23 protein-coding genes are annotated in these 21,288 nt (G+C 47.1%); 17 read left to right on the top strand and 6 right to left on the bottom strand.

Annotated elements, in window-relative coordinates; translation table 11 throughout:
* The first annotated feature begins 258 nt into the window (after positions 1-258).
* Positions 259-1,887 carry a copper amine oxidase N-terminal domain-containing protein gene (locus tag G3352_RS29730; RefSeq protein ID WP_163761606.1) on the top strand — a complete coding sequence of 543 codons (1,629 nt, stop codon included), beginning with the start codon at positions 259-261 and terminating at the stop codon, positions 1,885-1,887.
* A 75-nt stretch (positions 1,888-1,962) separates the two neighbouring features.
* Here G3352_RS29730 and G3352_RS29725 read toward each other — a convergent pair whose 3' ends face one another.
* On the bottom strand, positions 1,963-2,598 hold the full coding sequence (locus G3352_RS29725; protein ID WP_163761587.1) for a nitroreductase family protein: 636 nt from the start codon (positions 2,596-2,598) through the stop codon (positions 1,963-1,965).
* Between the two features lie 125 nt (positions 2,599-2,723).
* Between G3352_RS29725 and G3352_RS29720 the strand changes: the two genes are divergently transcribed.
* The 5 genes from G3352_RS29720 to G3352_RS29700 all read left to right on the top strand — a co-directional run bounded on the left by G3352_RS29720 (position 2,724) and on the right by G3352_RS29700 (position 6,205).
* Positions 2,724-3,074 carry a winged helix-turn-helix transcriptional regulator gene (locus tag G3352_RS29720; protein ID WP_163761586.1) on the top strand — a complete coding sequence of 117 codons (351 nt, stop codon included), beginning with the start codon at positions 2,724-2,726 and terminating at the stop codon, positions 3,072-3,074.
* Positions 3,075-3,201: 127 nt separating this feature from the next.
* Entirely contained in the window at positions 3,202-3,654 is a 453-nt protein-coding gene (locus tag G3352_RS29715; RefSeq protein WP_163761585.1) for a disulfide oxidoreductase, read from the top strand.
* Positions 3,655-3,671: 17 nt separating this feature from the next.
* Complete coding sequence (locus G3352_RS29710) at positions 3,672-4,118, top strand: FixH family protein (protein WP_163761584.1); 447 nt, start codon at positions 3,672-3,674, stop codon at positions 4,116-4,118.
* A 173-nt stretch (positions 4,119-4,291) separates the two neighbouring features.
* Positions 4,292-5,773, top strand: coding sequence for an alpha/beta hydrolase family protein (locus tag G3352_RS29705; protein WP_163761583.1), 1,482 nt, complete (start codon positions 4,292-4,294; stop codon positions 5,771-5,773).
* Positions 5,774-5,797: 24 nt separating this feature from the next.
* Complete coding sequence (locus tag G3352_RS29700; RefSeq protein WP_163761582.1) at positions 5,798-6,205, top strand: MerR family transcriptional regulator; 408 nt, start codon at positions 5,798-5,800, stop codon at positions 6,203-6,205.
* A 118-nt stretch (positions 6,206-6,323) separates the two neighbouring features.
* On the opposite strand, the gene G3352_RS29695 is transcribed toward G3352_RS29700, so the two are convergent.
* The 4 genes from G3352_RS29695 to G3352_RS29680 form a co-directional block, all read right to left on the bottom strand.
* On the bottom strand, positions 6,324-7,001 hold the full coding sequence (locus G3352_RS29695) for a M14 family metallopeptidase (protein WP_163761581.1): 678 nt from the start codon (positions 6,999-7,001) through the stop codon (positions 6,324-6,326).
* Positions 7,002-7,096: 95 nt separating this feature from the next.
* Positions 7,097-8,065 carry an ABC transporter ATP-binding protein gene (locus G3352_RS29690; RefSeq protein WP_163761605.1) on the bottom strand — a complete coding sequence of 323 codons (969 nt, stop codon included), beginning with the start codon at positions 8,063-8,065 and terminating at the stop codon, positions 7,097-7,099.
* A gap of 22 nt (positions 8,066-8,087) precedes the next feature.
* Positions 8,088-8,888 (bottom strand): ABC transporter permease, encoded by an 801-nt coding sequence (locus G3352_RS29685; RefSeq protein ID WP_072735579.1) that lies wholly within the window; start codon positions 8,886-8,888, stop codon positions 8,088-8,090.
* The gene (locus G3352_RS29680; RefSeq protein WP_024631448.1) at positions 8,885-9,661 is read right to left on the bottom strand and encodes an ABC transporter permease; all 777 of its coding nucleotides are present in this window, start codon (positions 9,659-9,661) and stop codon (positions 8,885-8,887) included. The genes G3352_RS29685 and G3352_RS29680 overlap by 4 nt, the downstream gene beginning before the upstream one ends.
* Positions 9,662-9,966: 305 nt before the next feature.
* Here G3352_RS29680 and G3352_RS29675 point away from each other — a divergent pair, with 305 nt between their 5' ends.
* The 10 genes from G3352_RS29675 (at position 9,967) to G3352_RS29630 (ending at position 18,996) form a co-directional block, all read left to right on the top strand.
* A complete protein-coding gene (locus G3352_RS29675; RefSeq protein ID WP_163761580.1) occupies positions 9,967-10,809 on the top strand; it encodes a DegV family protein in 843 nt (280 codons plus the stop codon).
* A gap of 135 nt (positions 10,810-10,944) precedes the next feature.
* Entirely contained in the window at positions 10,945-11,664 is a 720-nt protein-coding gene (locus G3352_RS29670) for a response regulator transcription factor (RefSeq protein WP_345940825.1), read from the top strand.
* A complete protein-coding gene (locus G3352_RS29665) occupies positions 11,661-12,593 on the top strand; it encodes a sensor histidine kinase (protein ID WP_345940824.1) in 933 nt (310 codons plus the stop codon). Before G3352_RS29670 ends, G3352_RS29665 begins: the two co-directional genes overlap by 4 nt.
* Positions 12,594-12,722: 129 nt before the next feature.
* Complete coding sequence (locus G3352_RS29660; protein WP_163761579.1) at positions 12,723-13,646, top strand: ABC transporter ATP-binding protein; 924 nt, start codon at positions 12,723-12,725, stop codon at positions 13,644-13,646.
* A complete protein-coding gene (locus G3352_RS29655; RefSeq protein ID WP_163761578.1) occupies positions 13,639-14,337 on the top strand; it encodes an ABC transporter permease in 699 nt (232 codons plus the stop codon). The genes G3352_RS29660 and G3352_RS29655 overlap by 8 nt, the downstream gene beginning before the upstream one ends.
* A gap of 104 nt (positions 14,338-14,441) precedes the next feature.
* Positions 14,442-15,254: a bifunctional hydroxymethylpyrimidine kinase/phosphomethylpyrimidine kinase gene (gene thiD, locus G3352_RS29650; protein WP_063567104.1), complete on the top strand. Its 813-nt coding sequence runs from the start codon at positions 14,442-14,444 to the stop codon at positions 15,252-15,254.
* Positions 15,255-15,496: 242 nt separating this feature from the next.
* Entirely contained in the window at positions 15,497-16,177 is a 681-nt protein-coding gene (locus tag G3352_RS29645) for a response regulator transcription factor (RefSeq protein WP_076291204.1), read from the top strand.
* The gene (locus tag G3352_RS31645; protein ID WP_163761577.1) at positions 16,126-17,931 is read left to right on the top strand and encodes an ATP-binding protein; all 1,806 of its coding nucleotides are present in this window, start codon (positions 16,126-16,128) and stop codon (positions 17,929-17,931) included. The genes G3352_RS29645 and G3352_RS31645 overlap by 52 nt, the downstream gene beginning before the upstream one ends.
* 20 nt (positions 17,932-17,951) lie before the next feature.
* Positions 17,952-18,497 carry a CDP-diacylglycerol--serine O-phosphatidyltransferase gene (gene pssA, locus G3352_RS29635; protein WP_063566539.1) on the top strand — a complete coding sequence of 182 codons (546 nt, stop codon included), beginning with the start codon at positions 17,952-17,954 and terminating at the stop codon, positions 18,495-18,497.
* A gap of 13 nt (positions 18,498-18,510) precedes the next feature.
* The gene (locus G3352_RS29630; protein WP_053780148.1) at positions 18,511-18,996 is read left to right on the top strand and encodes a DedA family protein; all 486 of its coding nucleotides are present in this window, start codon (positions 18,511-18,513) and stop codon (positions 18,994-18,996) included.
* A gap of 138 nt (positions 18,997-19,134) precedes the next feature.
* On the opposite strand, the gene G3352_RS29625 is transcribed toward G3352_RS29630, so the two are convergent.
* Positions 19,135-20,325: a cation:proton antiporter gene (locus G3352_RS29625; protein ID WP_163761576.1), complete on the bottom strand. Its 1,191-nt coding sequence runs from the start codon at positions 20,323-20,325 to the stop codon at positions 19,135-19,137.
* 374 nt (positions 20,326-20,699) lie between these two features.
* On the opposite strand from G3352_RS29625, the gene G3352_RS29620 reads away from it, so the two are divergent.
* Entirely contained in the window at positions 20,700-21,284 is a 585-nt protein-coding gene (locus tag G3352_RS29620) for a DUF420 domain-containing protein (protein ID WP_170867957.1), read from the top strand.
* Positions 21,285-21,288 lie beyond the last annotated feature (4 nt).

Below are 21,288 nucleotides of genomic sequence, written 5' to 3'. Positions count from 1 at the left end.
TAAATTAAGGAAAATAAAGTTCTTCACTTACAGTATGTATGCAGTGCTGAATGGAGTGGATCACTATAATTTTTAAAATTTTAAATTTGAGATATACATTGTTGTGGCGCGTATTTGCGGCTTTCCTGGACGGAGGCTGCAATTTTTTTGACCAGAGAGGTGATCCAGATTAAAGAACCCTGCGTTACACCCTATGAAGACGACGACGAGGAAACAAAGGATAAACAAAACTAACCGAGGAGTGAACACGTAATGAAAATGAAAATGAAGAAATTTATCGCACCTATGCTGAGCTTGACGTTATTGATGCCAGGAATCGCCGGGGCTGCTGCAGCACCACAGACACCAATGAATACAATGAAGGCAAGTGTAAATACACCTGCTGCTGACCTGAGAGCGAGCCTGGATCACCTGTTATCCGAACACTTTGCACTCGCAGTAACCGCAATGGCGAAGGCATACGATGGAGCAAAAGATGCAGACGCAGCTTACAAAGCACTCGACCAAAATGCTCTGGATATGCAGCCGGCGATCGCTTCCCTATACGGTGATGCAGGAGCCAAAGAATTCGAACGTATCTTCCGCACTCATAACAACTATACAGATGATCTTGTGAAAGCAACTAAGATGGGTAACCAGGCTGGAATCAAACAGGCACAGAATAATATCAACGGTTTTGTAGAAGAATTCTCTACATTCCTAAGCACCGCAACGGAAGGCAAATTGCCAAAAGCAGCAGCCAAAAATGCTTTGAAAGTACATGAAGATCTCGTGCAAAAAGTATTTGATGAATATGTCGCTGGTGACTACACCGATGCATACAAAGCTTACCGTGAAGGTTTCAAAGAAATGTTCGATGTGAGTAAAGCACTTTCCACTGCAATCACAACACAAATGCCTGAGAAATTCGAGAACAGCAAAGCGGATACACCAGCAGCTAATCTGAGATCTGCACTGAACCACTTGGCTTCCGAGCACTTCGCTCTGTCGGCTCTGCAAATGCAAGAACAATATGATGGCCGCACAGCAGCATCCAATGCACTGGTTACAGCTGAAGCTGGAAACACAGCAGATTTCAAAGCAGCGATCGCTTCCATATACGGTAATGACGGTGCCAATGCGTTCGAGAAAATTTGGGTAACCAACCACGTGAATGCACAAAGCGACTATGTAACAGCCGTTAAAAACAATGATGCAACGGCTCGTGCAGCTGTCGAGAAACGTATTGACGGATTCACGACGGAGTTCGCGACATTCCTGGATTCCGCTACAGCGGGCAACCTGCCAAAAGCTGCCGGACAACAAGCTTTGACTACACATGAGAAGCAAGTACAACAAGTATTGGATCAGTACGCTGCGGCTAACTACGAAGGTTCGTACACGACTAACCGTGAAGGGTTCAAAGTGATGTTTGGTGTAGGTCAAGCCCTTGGTAATGCAATTGTGACGCAATTCAATGATAAATTCCAAGAGCAACCCACTACACCAACAATGCCTGAATCAGATACAACAACCGTATGGATGCAGCTGAACAGCAAAACGCTGAAAATCAATGACAAAACAACCAACATGGACACCACGCCAATGCTCTGGAAAAACACAACCTACATTCCACTGCGCTTCTTGAGCGAAGGGATTGGTGCAACTGTGAAATGGGATAAAAAAGCACAGCAAGTAACCGTTATGGCTGGTAATGATACATTGAAGTTCTGGGTGAACAACAATGTTATGGAAGTGAACGGCATGAAGAAAAATGTGGGTGCAACGGTCTTTGTTAACAAAGACGGACGTACACAAGTGCCACTGCGTTTCATCGCTGAGCTTCTTGGCTGGGATGTAAAATGGGCGCAAAAAGATGGCTCCATCACACTGACTAAATCCATGTAATCGTAAGAGTCAACAAAACGAAACAGTCAGGCAAAAAAACAAAAAGAGCTGCCCCATACGGCAGCTTTTTTGTTGTTATAATAAGGAGGTGATTGTGTTTCGATACATAATCTTATTAACAGGGTGACGTACCGTTTGATGTCCATTTTTCGTACTTTTGCCAATCGCGATCAGCATGACATCCAAATATCTATCGGAAATATTCAGGCTGTTTTTTAATTGGGCGGAATTATAACCTGACATGGTAATGGTTTCGAAACCGGCTTCATTTGCGAGCAGAATGAATGACATTGATGCCAGGCTTACATCTCGGGTTAACTCCAACTTCAGTTCTTCATTGGATTTGGTTGCATAATACTGGATTGCAGCATTCGCCAGATAATCTCTGAGCGATTCATCAAAGAAGCCTGCCTGAAAGCCTTCTTCGTGGATTTTGATGATATTATCTTGTTCAAATGCCCGATAATCTCCCAACATGACCACCAAAGCTGAAGCATCTGTCACCTGTTGTTGATTAAAAGCTATAGGTAGTAATGCCCTTCGCAAGTCGGGCTCATCAATAATAAGGTAACGGGTGGCTTGAATGTTATTCCCGTTTGGTGACTTGCTTGCAGATTCAATTAAAGAAGTCAGAACCTCTGGTCGTATCGTATAGGTTGAATCAAAATGCCGAACGGACCGTCTTTTTTCCAAAATGCTCTGTACACTCATAAGATCATCTCCATCGTTGTTATTTGAGGCTCCTTTGAATTATAGTAGGCAATAACAAATGAGAAAATAACGCACAAAAAGGTGGTATAGCCACTTTAAAGTATCTATTGGGGAGGGACGGCACATTGGTTAAATATAATACCGGAATAAACATTTTTATGGATGTCGCTGGAGGAAAATGGAAGTGTCTTATCCTTTTTTTTCTGAGTCAGCAACCGGTAAGAACTAAAGAATTCTATGAATTGATACCTGGAATTACACAAAAGGTGCTAACCGATCAATTGAAACAGTTGGAAGGCGGTGGACTTGTCCGTAGAGAAATATTTAAAGAGGTGCCGCCAAAAGTGGAATATAGTTTAACTGAACTCGGACGATCATTTATTCCGGTATTAAACACGATGTGTGAATGGGGGAATACCTACGCAAGGTTAAAGGGAATGGGACAGGATGAACAAATCCAATGCGACCATAAATGAGCCCAAAATATCAAATATTTGGTATAATTATCGTATAACACTCTACATAACGACTTAAATAGCCCTTGGCGTCATGAATGATGTATGATAATCCGGTATGAGCAAAATGTCAGAGGAGGACAGATGAATGAGTACACCATTGGAGCCCGAGCGTACAGCGAGAAATGTGGATACCCGGTTATTTATTGCCTGGGCCGTTTCCGTCATCGCAACGGGAGGCAGTCTTTATTTCAGTGAGATTAAAGGATATATTCCTTGTGATCTGTGCTGGTTTCAGCGTATCTTTATGTACCCTCTAACGATTTTACTTGGCATAGCCTACTTCAAGGATGATGTGGGAATCACCAAGTATGTTCTTCCGCTGAGTTTCATTGGAGGCGGAATCTCGTTATATCATGTAACGATTCAGCGTATTTACTCGGCTACGGGCAGTTCAGTGGCATGCGGCCAAATTCCGTGTTATACCGATTACTTGAACTGGTTTGGTTTTATCACAATTCCGTTACTTGCACTGATCGCATTTATCATCATTATTGTTATGCTGTGGGGAATTGGCAAAACACCAAAATCTTCTTCATAAGAAAGGACAGATGATTGATGAGCGGACAAGTCCGTTGGTTCATGCCCTTCATCATTCTGACCCTCCTGATCGTGGGGTGTTCGGAACAGAAGCAGACCCAGTCAGATGAGATGCCGGAGATGATCAAGGTGAAGCTCATGGTACCGGACAAGGTATCCATTAAGGAAAATGTTGCCCTGCAGATCCAGCTTACGCAAGGGGGGCAGCCTGTGAATGATGCGGACCATGTGCAGTTTCAGATTTGGAATGAACAGGATGAACCCGAGGCACCATCTCTGGAACAAGGCATGATGAGTGCAGAAGAGCTTGAAGCCAAGGGAGCCATCACCGCGAAATCAGCAGGTGAAGGTTTGTACGAAGCAAGCTACGCGTTTGAGCAATCCGGAGTCTATATCGTTCAGGTCCATGTCACTGTTGGTGCAATGCACACCATGCCCCGAACGAAGGTAACTGTGGAAGAATAAATCGATAAATACAACCCGATAATGTTTACGTACAAGCCACTTCCGGCTGCGTCGTTTATCGGGTTTTTGCATGTGTAATTCGTAATTATAAATTTCTCATTTCTATACCTTGACCTTGAAGTATACTTCAAGGTTTATCCTTGATGTATTACAACATGTTGGAGGTAAGATCGATGAGAATTTTGGAATGGATTTTGGTCATTGTGACGGTTATTAGCGCAGTAGTCATGTTGGTGGCTCCCAAACGTCAGGCAGTGAAAGTGGGGACGTTGTCGGCACTGGCACTGGTTATTCTATTGCATGGGGTAGTCGATCATTTTCGTGTGCAGCTGCTGCCCACCTATATCGTAGCCCTTGTTTTACTGATTGTATTGGCGATTCAACTAAGGAAGTCCGGACGCCGTATGCAGAACACACAAAAATCGAAACGTCGTTCGTGGTTCAAAACCATCTTGGCATCCATTCTAGTGCTGGCTCTCAGTGCAGGTTCAATGGTGCTGACGTCGCTTTTCCCTGCATTCACGATGCCTGAACCGACAGGTTCGTTCGCCGTAGGCACCTATTCGCAGCAGTTAACGGATGAATCTCGGGAAGAGACCAAGACGGCTGAAGCGGGTGATAAGCGAGAACTTATGATTAATGTCTGGTATCCTGTAGATCAGGAAAAAGCCAAAGGATTACCGCTAGAACATTATCCTGCCGAGTTGGGAGAGGCGATCAGTCTCGTATTTGGAATTCCACCGATGGTGTTCAGTTATCTCGATACCATTCCCACGCATGTGGTTAAAGGCGCTGAGGTGTCTGCCGCACAGAGCAAGTATCCAGTATTGCTGTTTTCACCTGGAATACGCTCTGCACGCTTTCAAAGTATGACCGCGATTGAAGAACTGGTAAGCCACGGCTACATTGTTGTTGGGATCGACCATCCGTATACCTCTGCTCAAGTGACATTCCCGGATGGACATGTTGCTTCTTATGAGCCGGATCCTGAAGATCTAACGTCAGAGGAAGTGTATCAACATAATATAGAAGGTGTTGGCATTCGTGCAGCTGACGCAAGCTTTGTACTGGATACGCTCACCCAGTGGAATAAACATGATCCGAATCAACTGCTCGAAGGCAAGCTTGATCTGGATCATGTGGGTATCTTTGGTCACTCCTATGGTGGTGCGACAACAGCGGAAGCACTGGCCCAGGATAGCCGTTTCAAAGCAGGACTCAGTTTGGAAGGCGGATTCTGGGGAACTGTATCCACGACAGCCTTGCAACAGCCGTTTATGTATATCATGTCGGGTGGAACAGCCAAAAGTTTGGACCCGAACGCCACTGCCAAGGATAAAGTGTTTTATCCCGAGTTTGAAACGGATTTGGATCAGGTGATGACAAGCAGTCTCAATGACACGTATTACTTGACAGTGGATCATTTCTTTCATCAGAGTTTCACGGATATTCCGTTAATTTCACCTATCATGTTTGCCAAAGGCATAACACCAGAGCATAATGTGGACATCACAAGATCATATACATTGGCCTTCTTTGACCGTTACTTGAAGGGAGAAGAGCAGCAGCCTTTGCTGGAAGGGCCGTCAGAACGTTTTTCCGAGGCTACTTATGATACCAAGTATACCAAGCTGCGGAACAATCAGGCGGAATAACGCGGAGATGGATGGAGGAGTAGCATGAAAACCATGACAAGAGGAGAGTTAGCCAAACGTACGGGTGTGAGCATGGCAACGCTCCGGTATTACGAGGACAGTGGAATTCTGCCTGCTCCCCGTCGTTCGTCCAACGGATATCGTGTGTATACCGAGGATTATCTGGTTAAGGTCAAATTCATTAAGGATGCTCAATCACTGGGTTATTCCTTAAAGGAAATACAGGATACGTTGCAACTGCTCAGCCAGGAGGACATGGAGAGTGAAGCACTAAAAACACTTGTACGTGACCGAATTGAAGAGATCCAGCTGCATATCAATAACCTGCAGCAGATGCAGACGCTTCTTGCGGGGTTGCTCCTGACGCCAGAGCATGATATTCACAATTACATTGAATCTTTCCGGATCAACAAAGAAGAGGGCAATTCATAAGATAACCCAACCCTTTAACCAATAAACACCTTCGAAGATCATCCCTGACGCGTCTGGCGTGAGAAATATCTTTGAAGGTGTCTTTATGCTTCCGGCTATTTATAACGATTCAAGCAATTCAAAACAGGCCTGCTTCGCGCAGGAAATGGTGCACAATTTCCGTATGATACTTGATCCGGTCTGAACGTTTCAGGCTCCAGCAGGTCTCCACAGTAACTGAGCGTGAGTGAAGGAGTCGAGCTGCGGCTGTGCGCGCAGAACCGGGCAGCTCATGCTGCTTCAGGTTGAAGTGCCTGTCACGAATGGGAATGGACCGATTCATACGCCCTATAACTCGTCTACATACCGGAACAGCCCCACTGCCTGGATTGGTGATCAAGGTTTGTCCGAGTACCCGCGAGCTGCGTTGGGATAATCCATTGGCTTCATGCAGGTCCAGCCACCAGGCAGGTCCATATTGACGGGCAAGTCGAAAGACAGCGGAAGCAAGCGGATGTTTGGCTTTGCCAGAAATATGCCGCGGGAAGGTGCGATTTAAATCAGGTTTTCCTCGGCTTTTGTTTCGGTAAGCCTTTTGATTCACTCGTGGAATAATAATGAGGAGTCCGCGAACCACGTGCCGACGCCCTGCCATGCAGTCATTAGCCAGCTTCTGCGCAGCGGCCATGCTGGCGGTTTCATTTCCGTGAACTCCCGATGTAATCATGATGACGGGTCCGGGCTTCGTTCCTCGAACGAGGTAATAGGGAGTGGCGTGTGCACTGGATGCAGTAAGTGTGTGTTTGGTAACAAGCATGACACTTCACCTCCGCTATTACAGTACGTCATGTCCTTCCCGCATGTAACGGCATTTGAACAGGCCCTCATCCAGTTCTGAATAAAATAGGCCAGTCAGTACACTCGATGAATAATATCCTCGAAATCTGGTTCTTTCATCTCGACATCCTCAATCTCGCCCCATTGTTCGAGCTGCTTCAGAATGTCCATCGTGCTCCACTCTTTTCGATTTACCTCCACAGTGACGATCTGGTTCTCTGTCCCTGTGATCTGAATGGCGGATGATATAGCGTCCGGGATGTGATACGAACCTCGATACGTAACTCGAATAAGTGTTGGCAGACCGATGGTGTCGCGCAGAGAGGGGATGGAGCCGTCATACGTAAGTTGACCGTGATTAATTACCATAACCCGGCTGCACAGCTGCTCAATGTCGTCCATGTCATGGGTGGTCAGCAGAATCGTTTTGCCAAACTCTTCATTTAACGTACGAAGAAATTGACGAATGTTCCGCTTTGCGTTCACATCCAGTCCAATCGTCGGTTCGTCGAGAAAAAGCAGTTCCGGGTCATGCAGCATGGAAGCTGCCAGATCCGCACGCATCCGTTGTCCAAGCGAGAGCTTGCGGACAGGCGTAGCCCAGAACGATTCCAGATCCAGCAGCTCGGCGAACTGGGCTAATCGTTTCGTTTTGTCCTCGGCACGGACTCCGTACATTTCGGCCAAAATATCATACGAATCCTTCACGGGCAGATCCCACCAGAGCTGGCTGCGCTGTCCAAACACGACACCGAGGCGTCCAACCGTGCGGCGTCTTTCCTGATGTGGATTCATGCCACCGAGCAATACCTCACCCGAGGTCGGATGAAGGATACCCGTCAGCATTTTGATCGTGGTGGATTTGCCAGCCCCATTGGGGCCGATATATCCAACAAATTCTCCTTTGCCAATATCAAAGCTAATGTCTCGAACCGCTTCCTTGGACAGATACTCACGTGAAAACAAGGTGCGAAGCCCGGAAAACCGGCCCTCGCGTACCACAGGGGTTTTGAACTCCTTTTGCAGATGCCGCGCTGTAATCATAGTCATGACGATATTCTCCTCCTTAGCTACCTGTACTTTGATATTTGGTTAAACCGAATTTCCAGAAACGCAGACTTGCGGCCAGACTCAGGACGGCTACAACGATAATGGCACCAAGAACCCACGCACCTAGTTCGCCGCGAAGCAAATAGAGTGACGGAACATAGTTGACGAAACCCACCGGGATTACAGTCAGCAGAATGCCAGACATCCATTTGGGATATAGTGTCAGTGGATATTGAGCAGCCGTACGCGCCGCATCCTCGGTGATGGTCTGCAGTTCTTCAATACGTGTGGTCCAGAATCCAAGCGTTGCCGTGGCAAGCCCAATCGAAAAAAGAATAATAGCTCCGGTTAGGATGACGAGCAGAGAGAAGGGGATGACAGTCCAACCGATCTGTCCGCTATGCATCATGCCTGCCAGAGACCAACAGAGAATAAACCCGCCTTGTAACACTTCACCAGCCATGATGCGGAAGTTTTGTGGTAGTAAGGCCAGCAATACGGGCATAGGACGGGTTAACAGTTGATCGAGTTCGCCGCCGACCAGATATTTTTCCAAATGATGCACTTCGTTGCCAAACGTTCGATATAACGTCTTGGATAGGGTCATGATCGCGAAGAGGTAACCAATTTCATGAAGGGACCAGCCTTTAATGGCTCCGAATTTGTGCAGCACCAGAGCAACCATCAGAAACTCGGAGATTTGAATCAATGCGGCCAGAACGGAGGCCATGACGAAATTGAACTTGTATTGCATCCGACTGCGGATGCTTGTTCGAATGAGCATTTTATATAAAGTGAGCCAGGAAGTTGTTTTCATCCGCCCTGCACCTCCACTTTACGGCGTAGTACCTGGGTGATCGCCAGACAGACGAACGTCATGAGGACGCACCAAATCAAGGTTCCCCATAACAAGGAGCCATTTTCATAACCCAGATAGATTCGGGTCGGGACATAGAGCAGGAAAGGATAGGGAGATAACCAAGCAATTCGTTCCAACCAGTCTGGCAGCCATTCCAGCGGAATGAAGAAACCAGCGAGCAGATTCATCATGGCGTGATTACCCCAATGCAGCCAGGAGGACTCCGTAGTCCACATCGCGGTGGCGCCAATAATGTAATTCATACAGATGGATAAATAGGATGCGCCGGCAAGACCAATTGCGGCAAATAGCAGGGTTGAAGCTTCTGAGGGCCATTGCAGAGAAAATACGATGGAGAAGAGCAGGTAAATCGGAATGCTTTTGTACACGAACTGGTAGGCAATCTGCCCCCATTCACGTGCCATCAGGTGGGTGAACAGATGAACCGGCCTCATGAGATCAAGCGCGATCTGCCCTGTCCTGACCGTGAGTGGAATACCAAGTCCATTGGTGAGAAAACCCGAGATCCAGAGAGAGGATTGCGTAAACGCAATGTAACTGATCATCCCCTGTGTCCCGTATTCTCCGAGAGAATGATCGGCCCCGATGCCAATCCAGAGACAGGCATACATGTAACCGAACATGGCGCTTGCCAGGTTATGTACCATGTGGGCCCCGCGGTATTGCAGGTTCCGGGAGTAGGCTTTGGAAGCCAGAGTGAAATAAAGCATGTGACACCTCCGATAAGTTGGTTGAACGGCGGTTCCGTTCACTTCAGTCAAGGCGAAAAAGAGAGAAGGACAACAGCATACCAATATATTCCTTCACAGGCAAGACATTTTTTTGGCATATACCGGAAGAAAAGAGGCTGTTCAACAATGCGCCACAAGACAGTGGTTTGTCCGTTCCTTTATAATTGGGGAGCAAAGACGCAAACGTTTACAATATGAACTATTCAAATTTTAAATAATCCGCCGGGCATGTGCCTGACGATTGAGGATACAGCTTCAACAATCCGGCAAGAGAGAAGGTTGGAATGAGGAAAATTGCATGGGTCACGGACAGTACGAGCACACTCGATCCGCTATTTGCTGAGCAGAATCATGTGTACATCGTACCGCTGCGCATCGTTTTTGGAGAGGAATGTTATCGGGAGACAGAAGACATCTCGTCGGAATTGTTCTATGAGAAACTGGATGGGGCTTCACGCGCAAGCAGTTCACAGCCGCCAATTGGTGAATTTATTGAACTGTATGAGTCGTTGAAGGACCAGTACGATGAGATCATTACCATTCATTGCTCCACTGCGCTTAGCGGTACGCTGCATACATCAATGCAGGCTGCAGAGATCGCAGGTGTGACGGTTACCGCTATTGATTCCAGAGCAGGCGCTTATCCGCTGCGAGAGATGATTTTGCAAGGACTGGAATGGCAGAAGCAAGGCCAGACAGCTGCCGAGATCAAACTTCACATCGAACAGATGATAGATAACATGTCCTTTTACCTCATTCCGGCCAGTCTTCAGCATTTACACCGCAGTGGGCGTGTGTCGGGGACCCAGCTTATTCTAAGCCAATTGTTGAAAATTCATCTGCTGCTTCGATTCGAAGAGGGCAAAGTGGTTGTGAATGAGAAAATTCGTACGTTCAAACGGGCCAAACAGCGTATGCTGGATGTGCTCAAGGTGGATATGGGGAAAGTGAAGCATGTATGCATCATGCATGCAAACAATCAGGAAGAAGCCGTTACAATCAAACAGCAGATTGCTGATCTGCTTCCCCGCCTGAAGACGGAAATTATGCCTTTTATACCTGTGGTAGGAATTCATGCAGGTGCGGGAACGATTGGGCTGTGCTGGATACGAAGCGAGACGGTATAAGGTTGTAAATGAGACCTGGCAGGAGGTTCACTTTGAAACATGAAGTGGCGATCCTGTCGGGTTTTTCGTATTTCATTGCCAATTGATGCAAACTGTGAGGTAATAAAGGAAAACGTTCATGTTGGAGGGAATATCGTGTCAAGTTATCGCTTGCTGCTTGTTGAAGATGATCGCTCAATTAGTGAAATGGTCGGTCCTTATTTGGAAAAAGAGGGCTATGACGTCTCTTATGCATATGACGGACTGGAGGCGGAACGTCAATTCAGCCAATCACCGTCAGATTATGACTTGGTCATTCTCGATCTGATGCTGCCACACAAAAATGGGATGGAAGTGCTCCAGACCATCCGTGCCACCAGTCTGGTGCCAGTGCTCATCCTGTCTGCAAAGGACGGAGAGGTGGACAAAGCCCTCGGCCTGGGATTCGGCGCTGATGATTACTTGAGCAAACCATTCTCGCTGATCGAGCTGACCGCTCGGATCAAGGCGGCTATTCGTCGTGCCAACTATACCGCACAGCCTGCAACGGAAACTACTCCAAAGGCACAGCGCATTCACATTGGCGGACTTGTGGTTGATACGGAAACGTATGAGGTTGAGCGTGATGGCATACCTGTAAAGCTTACTTCCAAGGAATTTGGCATTCTCAAAATGTTTGTCACTCACCCTGGCAAAGTATTTACCAAGGCTCAAATCTACGCTTCTGTCTGGAACGATCATTATTATGGCGACGAAAATATCATTAATGTTCATATGCGTCGTCTGCGTGAGAAGCTGGAAGTTGACCCATCCAATCCCCGGTATATTAAAACATTGTGGGGCATCGGCTATAAGCTGGAGGTGGACCCGGCGTGACGTTGATCTTGGCCTTTTCTACCGGGATATTGGCTCTTATCGTCATTCTATTGAGCGTAAGGCTGCATAAACGTAGTATCCATCTAACTTACATACATGAGAAATTGACCTCTATTATAGATAAAGGTACATTTGAGCGTCTGCTCGTCTTTAACAGTGACCCCCAAATCAGCCAGCTCCTTAAGGACATGAATCAGTTGCTGGATCATGCACATCGGGCTGAGGCCGGTTACACCAATCAGGAAAAGGAGATGCGCAACATGCTCTCCAATATTTCACATGATCTGAAGACGCCGCTTACGGTTGTGCTTGGTTATAGTGAAACGCTGCTGCATAGCACTTCCCTAACCGATCAGGAACGCGTAATCATGACCGGCAAAATCCAGGATAAGGCGCAGGAAGTGCTGCGTCTGATTCATTCCTTTTTTGATTTGGCGAAGCTGGAGTCGGGGGATAGCGAGCTTGCTCTGACCAGAGTCAATGTAAGCGAATTGTGTCGCTTGAAGATGATCTCTTTTTATGACATGTTAACGAATCTGGGGCTGCAAGTGGAGCTGTCCATTCCTGAAAGTGATGTCTTCGTGAAAGGCAATGAGGAAGCGCTGGACCGTGTGCTGGATAATCTGATCACAAATGCTATGAAATATGGAGCAGATGGCAAGGTACTTGGCATTTCACTGGAGTATTCAATAGGGGAACAGGTGACACTTAACATCTGGGATCGGGGCAAGGGCATTCCTGAACAGGAGCACAGCCGTGTATTTGAACGTATGTATACGCTGGAGGATTCTCGTAATCGTCTCTACCAAGGCAGTGGTCTGGGTCTGACCATTACAAAGCGGCTGGTGGAGCGGATGGGCGGAAGTATTGAGTTGCATAGCGTACCTTTTGTACGAACTGTATTTTCGGTTTCTTTAAAACCTTGTTAGGTGCAGTTTTTAGCTTTTACGATAAGCTTAAGGTTTTTGTAAGATTTGATTAATAAAAAAGAAGACTTTTCTCTTTACAATACAGATATAAGAACCCGACAGGGACGATCGTAAAGGAGAATAAAGAACATGACATATATTGCGCGGACCATAGGTGTGACCAAGACGTATGCAGGGGCAGAAGTTGTATCAAACGTCAATATGAGTATCAAGCAAGGGGAGATCTACGGGTTTCTTGGTCCGAATGGAGCGGGGAAAACAACGATGATGAAGATGTTGACCAACCTCGTGAAGCCGACTGTAGGCGAGATTGAGTTGTTCGGAGAAAAGCTCACGCCTACTTCCTATGAATTGCTGAAACGAATGGGCAGCATTATTGAATATCCTTTTTTCTACGATAATCTGTCCGCCAAGGAAAATCTGGATCTCCATTGTGAATACATGGGGTTTCATAACAAGAAGGTCATTAACGACATGATGGAAAGTGTAGGTCTCAAGGACACAGGCAAGAAGCCTGTTCGTGACTTCTCTCTGGGAATGAAACAGCGTCTGGGCATCGCTCGTGCGCTGATCACAACACCAGAACTGCTCATTCTGGATGAACCGATCAATGGGCTCGATCCTGTAGGAATCAAGGAGATGCGCGATTTGTTCAAACGTCTCAGCTCCCAGTATCGCATTACCTTGTTGATCTCCAGCCATATCCTTGGGGAAATCGAACAGGTTGCAGACACTGTTGGCGTCATACGAAATGGGCGACTGGTTGAAGAAGTATCGATGGACAGCATCCGTGGGAGCCACAGCGAGTACATTGAGCTGCAAACGTTGGACCCGCGTAAAGCGACCTATGTGATGGAACATCAGCTGGGGTTGAAAAATTATAAAATGATCGATGACCATACCGTACGCATCTATGATCCGGGCATTGCTCCATCGGAATTGACAAGCAAGCTGATCGGGCATGGCGTTGAGATTGAATCCATTTTCAAGCGGGCTCATTCATTGGAAGAACACTTCATGAGCTTAATGAAAGGGGATGGGGACGTTGCTTAAACTGATCCAGCTGGAACTGCGCAAACATCGGTTTGCCCGAAATTTCAGAACGGCAGGTATCGCCAATCTCGCCCTTATCCTGTTTCTCATCATGATTGGATTCACCGATCTGGGGGCTGAAGATTACGCTTTTGCCGATTACCACGTCTCCTTCATGTTAATAGATACGTTTGCCAGAGCCGTGTTTATCATCTTTGGCGGTGCGCTGATAGCGAAACTGATTATTAGTGAATATCGAAATAAAACGATGAACGTCATGTTTACCTATCCGATCAAGCGCCAGAAAATCATTGCTGCCAAGTTGATTATCATCTTTATTTTTACCTTTGTGATGATTTTGTTTACCGATCTGCTGATGGGAGCCTTGCTGGTTATCACAAACCAATTCTACTCCTTCATTCCCGACACTTTGACGATGAGTGATGCACTGGTACTGCTGCTGAAGTACACGATTAGTTCCTTGTCCGCTGCGGCCATGGCTCTGATCCCTCTATTCTTCGGAATGCGCAAACATTCGGTCACGACCACACTGGTATCATCCATTCTGCTTGTGCTTGTGGTGTGTTCAGGATTCAACGGTCCAACGTTCTCCATCAACACGGTTATCGTGATTCCATTAACACTGGGGGCGATCGGACTGTGGATTGCTTCGCTGTCCATGATTCGTCTGGAGACAAAAGATGTGAACTGATTCCTTTGGAAACCATACTCCGTATGGCTTCACATGCCATTGACATCTGCTCTTACAAGGGATAGGATAATGTCAACTGAAGGACGAAGGAGAATGCAACTACCATGACGATTCCAAAAACATTAACAATCGCTGGTTCGGATACGAGCGGCGGTGCTGGGATTCAAGCAGATTTGAAAACTTTTCAGGAGCTTGGTGTGTATGGCATGACTGTGCTGACTACTGTTGTGGCTATGGAGCCTGATACGTGGGATCACCAGGTCTTTCCTGTGGAATTAAATGTAGTCGAGGCTCAATTGCGCACCGTTCTGGATGGTATCGGCTTTGATGCAATGAAGACGGGCATGCTGGGTTCTGTAGACATCATTGAATTGGTTGCGAAGCACATCCGCCGGAGCGGACTGCCACAGATCGTTATCGATCCGGTAATGGTCTGCAAAGGTACGGACGAAGTGTTGCAACCTGAGAATACAGAAGCAATGATCGAATTCCTGTTGCCGGGTGCTGACTTGGTTACCCCGAATCTGTTTGAAGCATCCCAGCTCGCGAAAAGTGGACTGATCCGCTCCAAGGAGCAGATGGAAGCTGCAGCAGCTGTCATTCACGATCATGGGGCGAAACATGTCCTGATCAAGGACAGAGGCGTTATTAACCCGGGTAAAGCAATGGATCTTCTCTATGACGGAACGAACTACGAATGGTTTGAAGCCGATGTTGTTGGCTCCGGATATACACATGGTGCAGGCTGCACCACATCTGCGGCAATTACCGCAGGTTTGGCGCGCGGTCTTACCGTAAAAGAGGCTGTACGTGAAGGTAAAGCCTTCGTGACCAAAGCGATTGCTGGCGGATTCCCGCTGAACCGCTTTGTTGGCCCAACGTTGCATGTAGCACACCGACTGGAGAATCAACGCTAAGCGGTGCGCACATGTAGTGTGTAATCGCGGAGAAAAACGTGGTCTCAGCCGGAAGTAGCTGTCAATGAGCAGAGGATTGCTCGTTGGCGGCTTCTTTTTTGTGCGAAAACGTATGGAATTTAGTAACTTTTGGTATATATTAATCGTATATAAGATGGAGTTCATTCCAGAACATGGCTGGACACACGGACGACACACGGAATCGTTATGTTAACAACAGAATGCTAAAAGGAGAGTCGGCCATGGTCAGAACAGTGCTTCTGGTGGAAGACGAAAGCCGCATTCGTGAGATTGTGGCCGATTATTTCATAAAAGAACAATGGAACGTTATTGAAGCAGAACATGGGGTAGAGGCGCTGGAATTGCTGGCACTGCATGAAGTGGATCTGGTCATCCTGGATGTGCTGATGCCTGAAATGGATGGATGGACCCTCTGTGGGCATATTCGTTCCCAGTCGACCGTACCTATTATAATGCTGACTGCCCGATCGGAAGATGATGACAAGATCCATGGCTTCCAGCTCGGCGTGGATGATTATGTTACGAAGCCATTCAGTCCTCGTGTGCTGGTGGCACGTGCAGAGACATTAATGAAGCGAGTAGAGGGTGCCGTTAGCAAGGAGCAGAGTGTGATCCGGTTTGGATGTGCCACTCTTGATCCATGGGCGCGGCGGCTTGAGAAGGATGGAATTGAAGTGGAGCTTGCTCCCAAAGAATATGACCTTCTGCTGTATTTAACCCGCAATCAGGGAATTGTACTTTCCCGTGATGCCATACTTAATCGGGTATGGGGATATGATTTTGAGGGTGATTCGCGTGTGGTGGATACCCATATCAAAAAGCTTCGCAGCAAACTTGGGGATGAAGCCAAGTGTATCCGAACGGTTATCGGTACCGGTTATCGATTCGAGGCCGAGGCATGAGACGTAACGGTGTAACGATGAAACTGTTTCTGGTCATGGCCGGATTTCTGCTTCTTCTATATGGAACAACGGTGATTGCTCAACTGGTTTGGTTCCCGGACTTTTACCAACATCAGAAGATCAGCAGCATTAAGAAAAAATTGACGAAATTCGAACAACAATATTCCACTGGACATTGGAACGATGTGCAGCTGGCCAAGGAAACCGGGAAGTTCATGCGGCAGAATCAGTCACATCTGGTCATCCTGACGAATACAGGTAAGCTGGTCAATGACCCATTCCACATCGTGCTTCTGCAAGAAGATGGCAAGCAGGTAAATATATCGCTGTCGTTGTTTATCAACAGTGAGAACGCAGGATGGCTTGCTTCACACTTGAAGTATGGTCAGCAATTGACCGTTACAGGCTCGGCAAGTGGAATGAATGATCCTATGGTCTATCCGCTGAAGATAAAGGATCAGAACTCCGTGGTCAGCGGAACGGAAGATTTTCAGGAGTTAACGGAGCCGGTAGAAGAATGGTCAGGAACATTGAAGGACGTTGTTCTTCCCAACCTGGGGACATGGAGTCAGAGACAGGGTCTGCTCGTGCAGGCGCTGGATAGCCGCTTCCCACTATCTACGGAAGACCAGCTCAGTCTCGCCAATGGAAAAATGATTAATGAGGAATGGACCGATAGCTGGAGTGGTGTACGAAATGTGCTTACCATTGCTCCGGTGCACAGCTCCGGACCCCAGCAGCAGCTCATTTTTTCCCTGACTTCCCTGCAGGAGATGAGGGAGGCGAGTGAAGCTACACAACTATTTTATGCGTATTTTGGTATTGCTGCATTTGTGCTGATTGTGTTCCTTTCCCTGCTTCTGTCCCGAATTGTCACCAAGCCGTTGCTTGCCCTGAACCATGTTGCCAAAAAGATGTCGACCCTTGATTTCACAGTGAAATCGCCCATCCGCCGCAATGACGAAATTGGCAGTCTGTCCAATAGTCTCAACGCGCTATCCACGACATTGGGTCAGACGTTGGAAGAACTAAGGCAGGCGAACAGTCAGATGCGCACCGATATGGAGATGAAGCAGCGGATTGAACAGCGTCAGCGAGAGTTTTTTGCCGATGCATCCCATGAACTCAAAACACCTATCAGTATTATCAAAGGGTACTCCGAAGGGCTGAAAGATGGTGTCAGTGAGAGCAAACGTGAGCGTTACATCGAGATCATTGCCGATGAAGCGGTCAAGATGGAAACGATGGTCGAAGAGATGCTGGATCTGGTACGGTTGGAATCCCAAGCGATTAAGCTGAACACCGATGCAGTGGCTCTTGGAGATATGATCGAAGATATTGCCGGACGTCTGGGCCCGCAATTGAAGGAAAAGGAACTGGAAGTCGTATTGGTCTCCACCACCGAGCAGACCGTTGAGGGAGACCGCAGCAAGTTGGAGCAAGTCATCTATAATATGATGATGAATGCTATACGTCATGCTGTCCCTAAGACCGATATTATGATTGAGATCAGCAGGCCGGAAGGGCAGGTTCGAATCTCCATCGAGAATCAGGGTGAGCAGATCTCGGAAGCGGAGCGGCAGTACATCTGGGAAAGATTCTACCGCGTGGAACGCTCACGTAATCGCAAAATGGGGGGGACCGGGCTTGGCCTGGCCATCGCGAAGCAGATTCTCGATTTGCATGGATGCAGTTATGGCGTGGAGAACACGCCGGACGGAGTCCGTTTTTATATTATTTTTCCTAATGCTTAGTACGAAGGGGAGTCAAGTCTATGAAATCTTTACCGTCCATTCTAACGTTGGGCAACTTAACTTCAGGCATGTTGGCTGTCATTATGGCTATTCATGGCGAGTTTGCGCTAGCCGTGACAATGATCTGGGTAGCTATGTTCTTTGATCTGTTTGACGGGTTTGCAGCCCGCAAGCTGCATTGTGAAGGGGAATTCGGCAAAGCGCTGGATTCATTGGCTGATGTTGTTTCGTTCGGCACCGCACCCGTGTTGATCCTATATTTGAACTCCATGAATGAGGTAAGTGCACTGGGTATGGCGCTGACAGCATTATTCCCGGTTTGTGGTGCATTGCGTCTCGCCCGTTACAATTGCCAGAAGACAGCAAGCCATGGTTTTGTGGGTATGCCGATTACGTTTGCAGGCGGTCTTATGTCCTTTTTCGCGCTCTGGAGTCCTTATTTTACTCATGGTGTAGCCTATCTTGTCATTATCGTATTATCCGGTCTAATGGTTAGCCAAATCCGATTCCCGTCTCTAAAACAAGTGCTAGCCCCCCATGAGAAGGATATTGTGGAACCGAAATAAGGAGCGAGTCAGTATGGAATTTGCAAGAGAATTTATTGGTCAATATGGTTATTTCGCAATTTACGGACTGCTGGCTCTTGGCGTGATTGGCATGCCTATTCCGGATGAGGTGATGATGACCTTTGTCGGTTATCTCGCCTCCATCTCGGTGCTGAATTATTCGGTGTCCATCGTTGTCAGTTTTGGTGGAGCGTTTACTGGAGGTCTTCTGAGTTACACCATTGGCAAGAAGGCCGGCCGACCACTGGTTGAGAAATATGGTAAATGGGTGGGGGTCAACGCCAAACGGCTGGGCAGGGTGGAGTCCTGGTTTTTGAAATACGGGTACTGGTCCATCATACTGGGCTACTTCATTCCAGGTATACGTCATCTGATGTGCTGCTTCTCCGGAATCAGCCGCATGGCAATAGGACGATACGTCCTTGTCTCCAGCATTGGCGCGTTTATATGGTGTGTTGTCTTTATATCGATCGGCTTTTACGTAGGTGTGTTAACTTAAAATGGGACAGCCTGTTATGAACAGGCGAGGATAAAGACCTCTTGTTAATGGAGCGGTCTTTTTTTGTTGTGTTTAATTAACTCCCTTGAAAAATGAAAAGCCCACCGCAACATCACGGTGAGCTGATAATAATTTTATTTACCCGCTTAGATGGGATTCCTCAATCCCTTTTTCAACACGAGTTTCCCCTTTTTTGCGAGCAAAGGTGATTTTGAGTAAAGGTGGCGTTACCAGCGTTGTAACGATAACCATGATAACCACACTGGTGAAATATTCGCTGTCGAGTAATCCGGAAGCAAGTCCGGTGGAAGCAATAATAAGAGCAACTTCACCCCGGGAAATCATGCCTGCTCCAATGGCGAGGGAAGATGAGCGATCAAATCCGGTCAGACGCGCACCTGCTCCTCCGCCCAGAAGCTTGGTTACAATGGCAATCAGACTGATAACGATAATGAACCAGATTTGTGAACCCACGCCGTCAAAAGTCACGTTCAAACCGATGCTTACAAAGAATACCGGAACAAAAATCCCGTACGCGATCGGTTCAAGTTTCGTTTCGACCTCATGTTTGAAGTTCGTTTGTGAGATGGCGATACCTGCCGCAAAGGCCCCGATAATGCCTGCAACACCCATCCATTCCGCAAAGTACGAAAAGCCAAAACAGATGATTAATCCGGCTGTAATAACGGTCTCCGTGACCTTCAGCGGTGCCATCCACTTCATAATGCGAGGAACAAGGAACCAGCTGGCAGCGATAATGACAACAAAGAATAGCAGCTTCTTGCCAATGAGCAGAGGGATTGAAGTATCAGTTGCCCCTGTTCCGAGTAAACTCATCATGACAGCGAGGATGACAACAACCAGTACATCATCGACGACAGCGGCTCCAAGAATCGTTGTACCCTCACGAGAGCTGAGCTGATTCATATCTTTGAGCGTTTGAACCGAGATGCTGACCGAAGTGGCACAGAACAACAGTCCAAAGAACAAAGCGTGTGTCTGCGACATACCGAACGCAGCGGCAGCGCCATAACCTCCGATGAATGGCAGAATGATACCACCCACGGCAACCGCAAAGGCTGCCTTCCAATTTTTCTTCAACTGCTCCAGATCCGTCTCAAGTCCGGCAATGAACATGAGCAGCAATACCCCGATTTCAGCCATGTAATGGACGAAATCACTTTGTTGCACCCAACCGAGCATGGCAGGACCAAGAATAACACCAACGATCAATTTGCCCAATACCGATGGCTGACCAAGTCTTACGGATAAATCACCAGCCAACTTGGTGAAAATCAAAATAAGTGCAAGAACCAAAATAAATTCCATAGGTGTACTCCTCTCCAGCAGTAGCGTATATAGGATTACCAGTCCAAGGGCGCATCATTCCAGGCCTCAAGAACAGAAAAAGGCATAAAACGGCGCTTGTAAAAGTGCCGCTTTATGCCTTAAAAAAGACAAGGAGGGCCCTTGGTGACAGGCTCCTCCAGTTCAACGCGTATTTGATTAATTGCATTAATTATACCACAAATACAGGATGGGGTAAACCAGTGAAGGTGTGCTTTTAATGAAAATGGCCTTATGTGGGCATTTTAAGGGTACCTGGCGAGCCTTTTGTTCAGAGTGTTGTCACTTAACAGTCGAGAAATGGCAAGATATAATGAGATAGAACATAGAAGTTAGGATATGAGGAGGATTTTTCATTGGGCAAACAGGACAAAGGGGACCCGAACATTCAATCCAATCAGATTGCCCCGACCAGTAATAAAAATTTTGCAGGTCTCATTATTACCATTTCCATTATCGCCAATGTCATTATTTTATTGTTGTTCTTTGCACCGTCGATCGGATACAAAGGCGATGTAGCCTTTGACATTACAGTGTTGCCACGGTTTAACGCCGTGTTCAACAGCTTCACCTTCATTTTCCTGCTGGCGGCCCTGATTGCCATCATTAAGCGGAATGTGAAATTGCACAAACGTTTCATCCTTGCTGCATTTTCAACAACCCTTTTATTTCTCGTTACGTATCTGTCGTTCCACTATCTGTCTCCGGAAACGTCCAAATACGGCGGAGAAGGCATTATTCGTTCCATCTATTTCTTCATTCTGATCACACACAGCATTCTGGCAGCGATTATTGTGCCGCTTGCTTTGTTCACTCTGGTATGGGGCTGGACGAATCAATTGAAGAAACACCGTAAAATTGCTCGCTGGACGATGCCAATCTGGCTCTACGTGAGTTCCACGGGTGTAGTTGTATATCTGATGATGGCACCGTACTATTAATAAT

The organism is Paenibacillus sp. ALJ109b (genome assembly GCF_010747435.1).
GTDB lineage: Bacteria > Bacillota > Bacilli > Paenibacillales > Paenibacillaceae > Paenibacillus > Paenibacillus taichungensis.
This window is presented reverse-complemented; position numbering and strand designations above follow the sequence as displayed.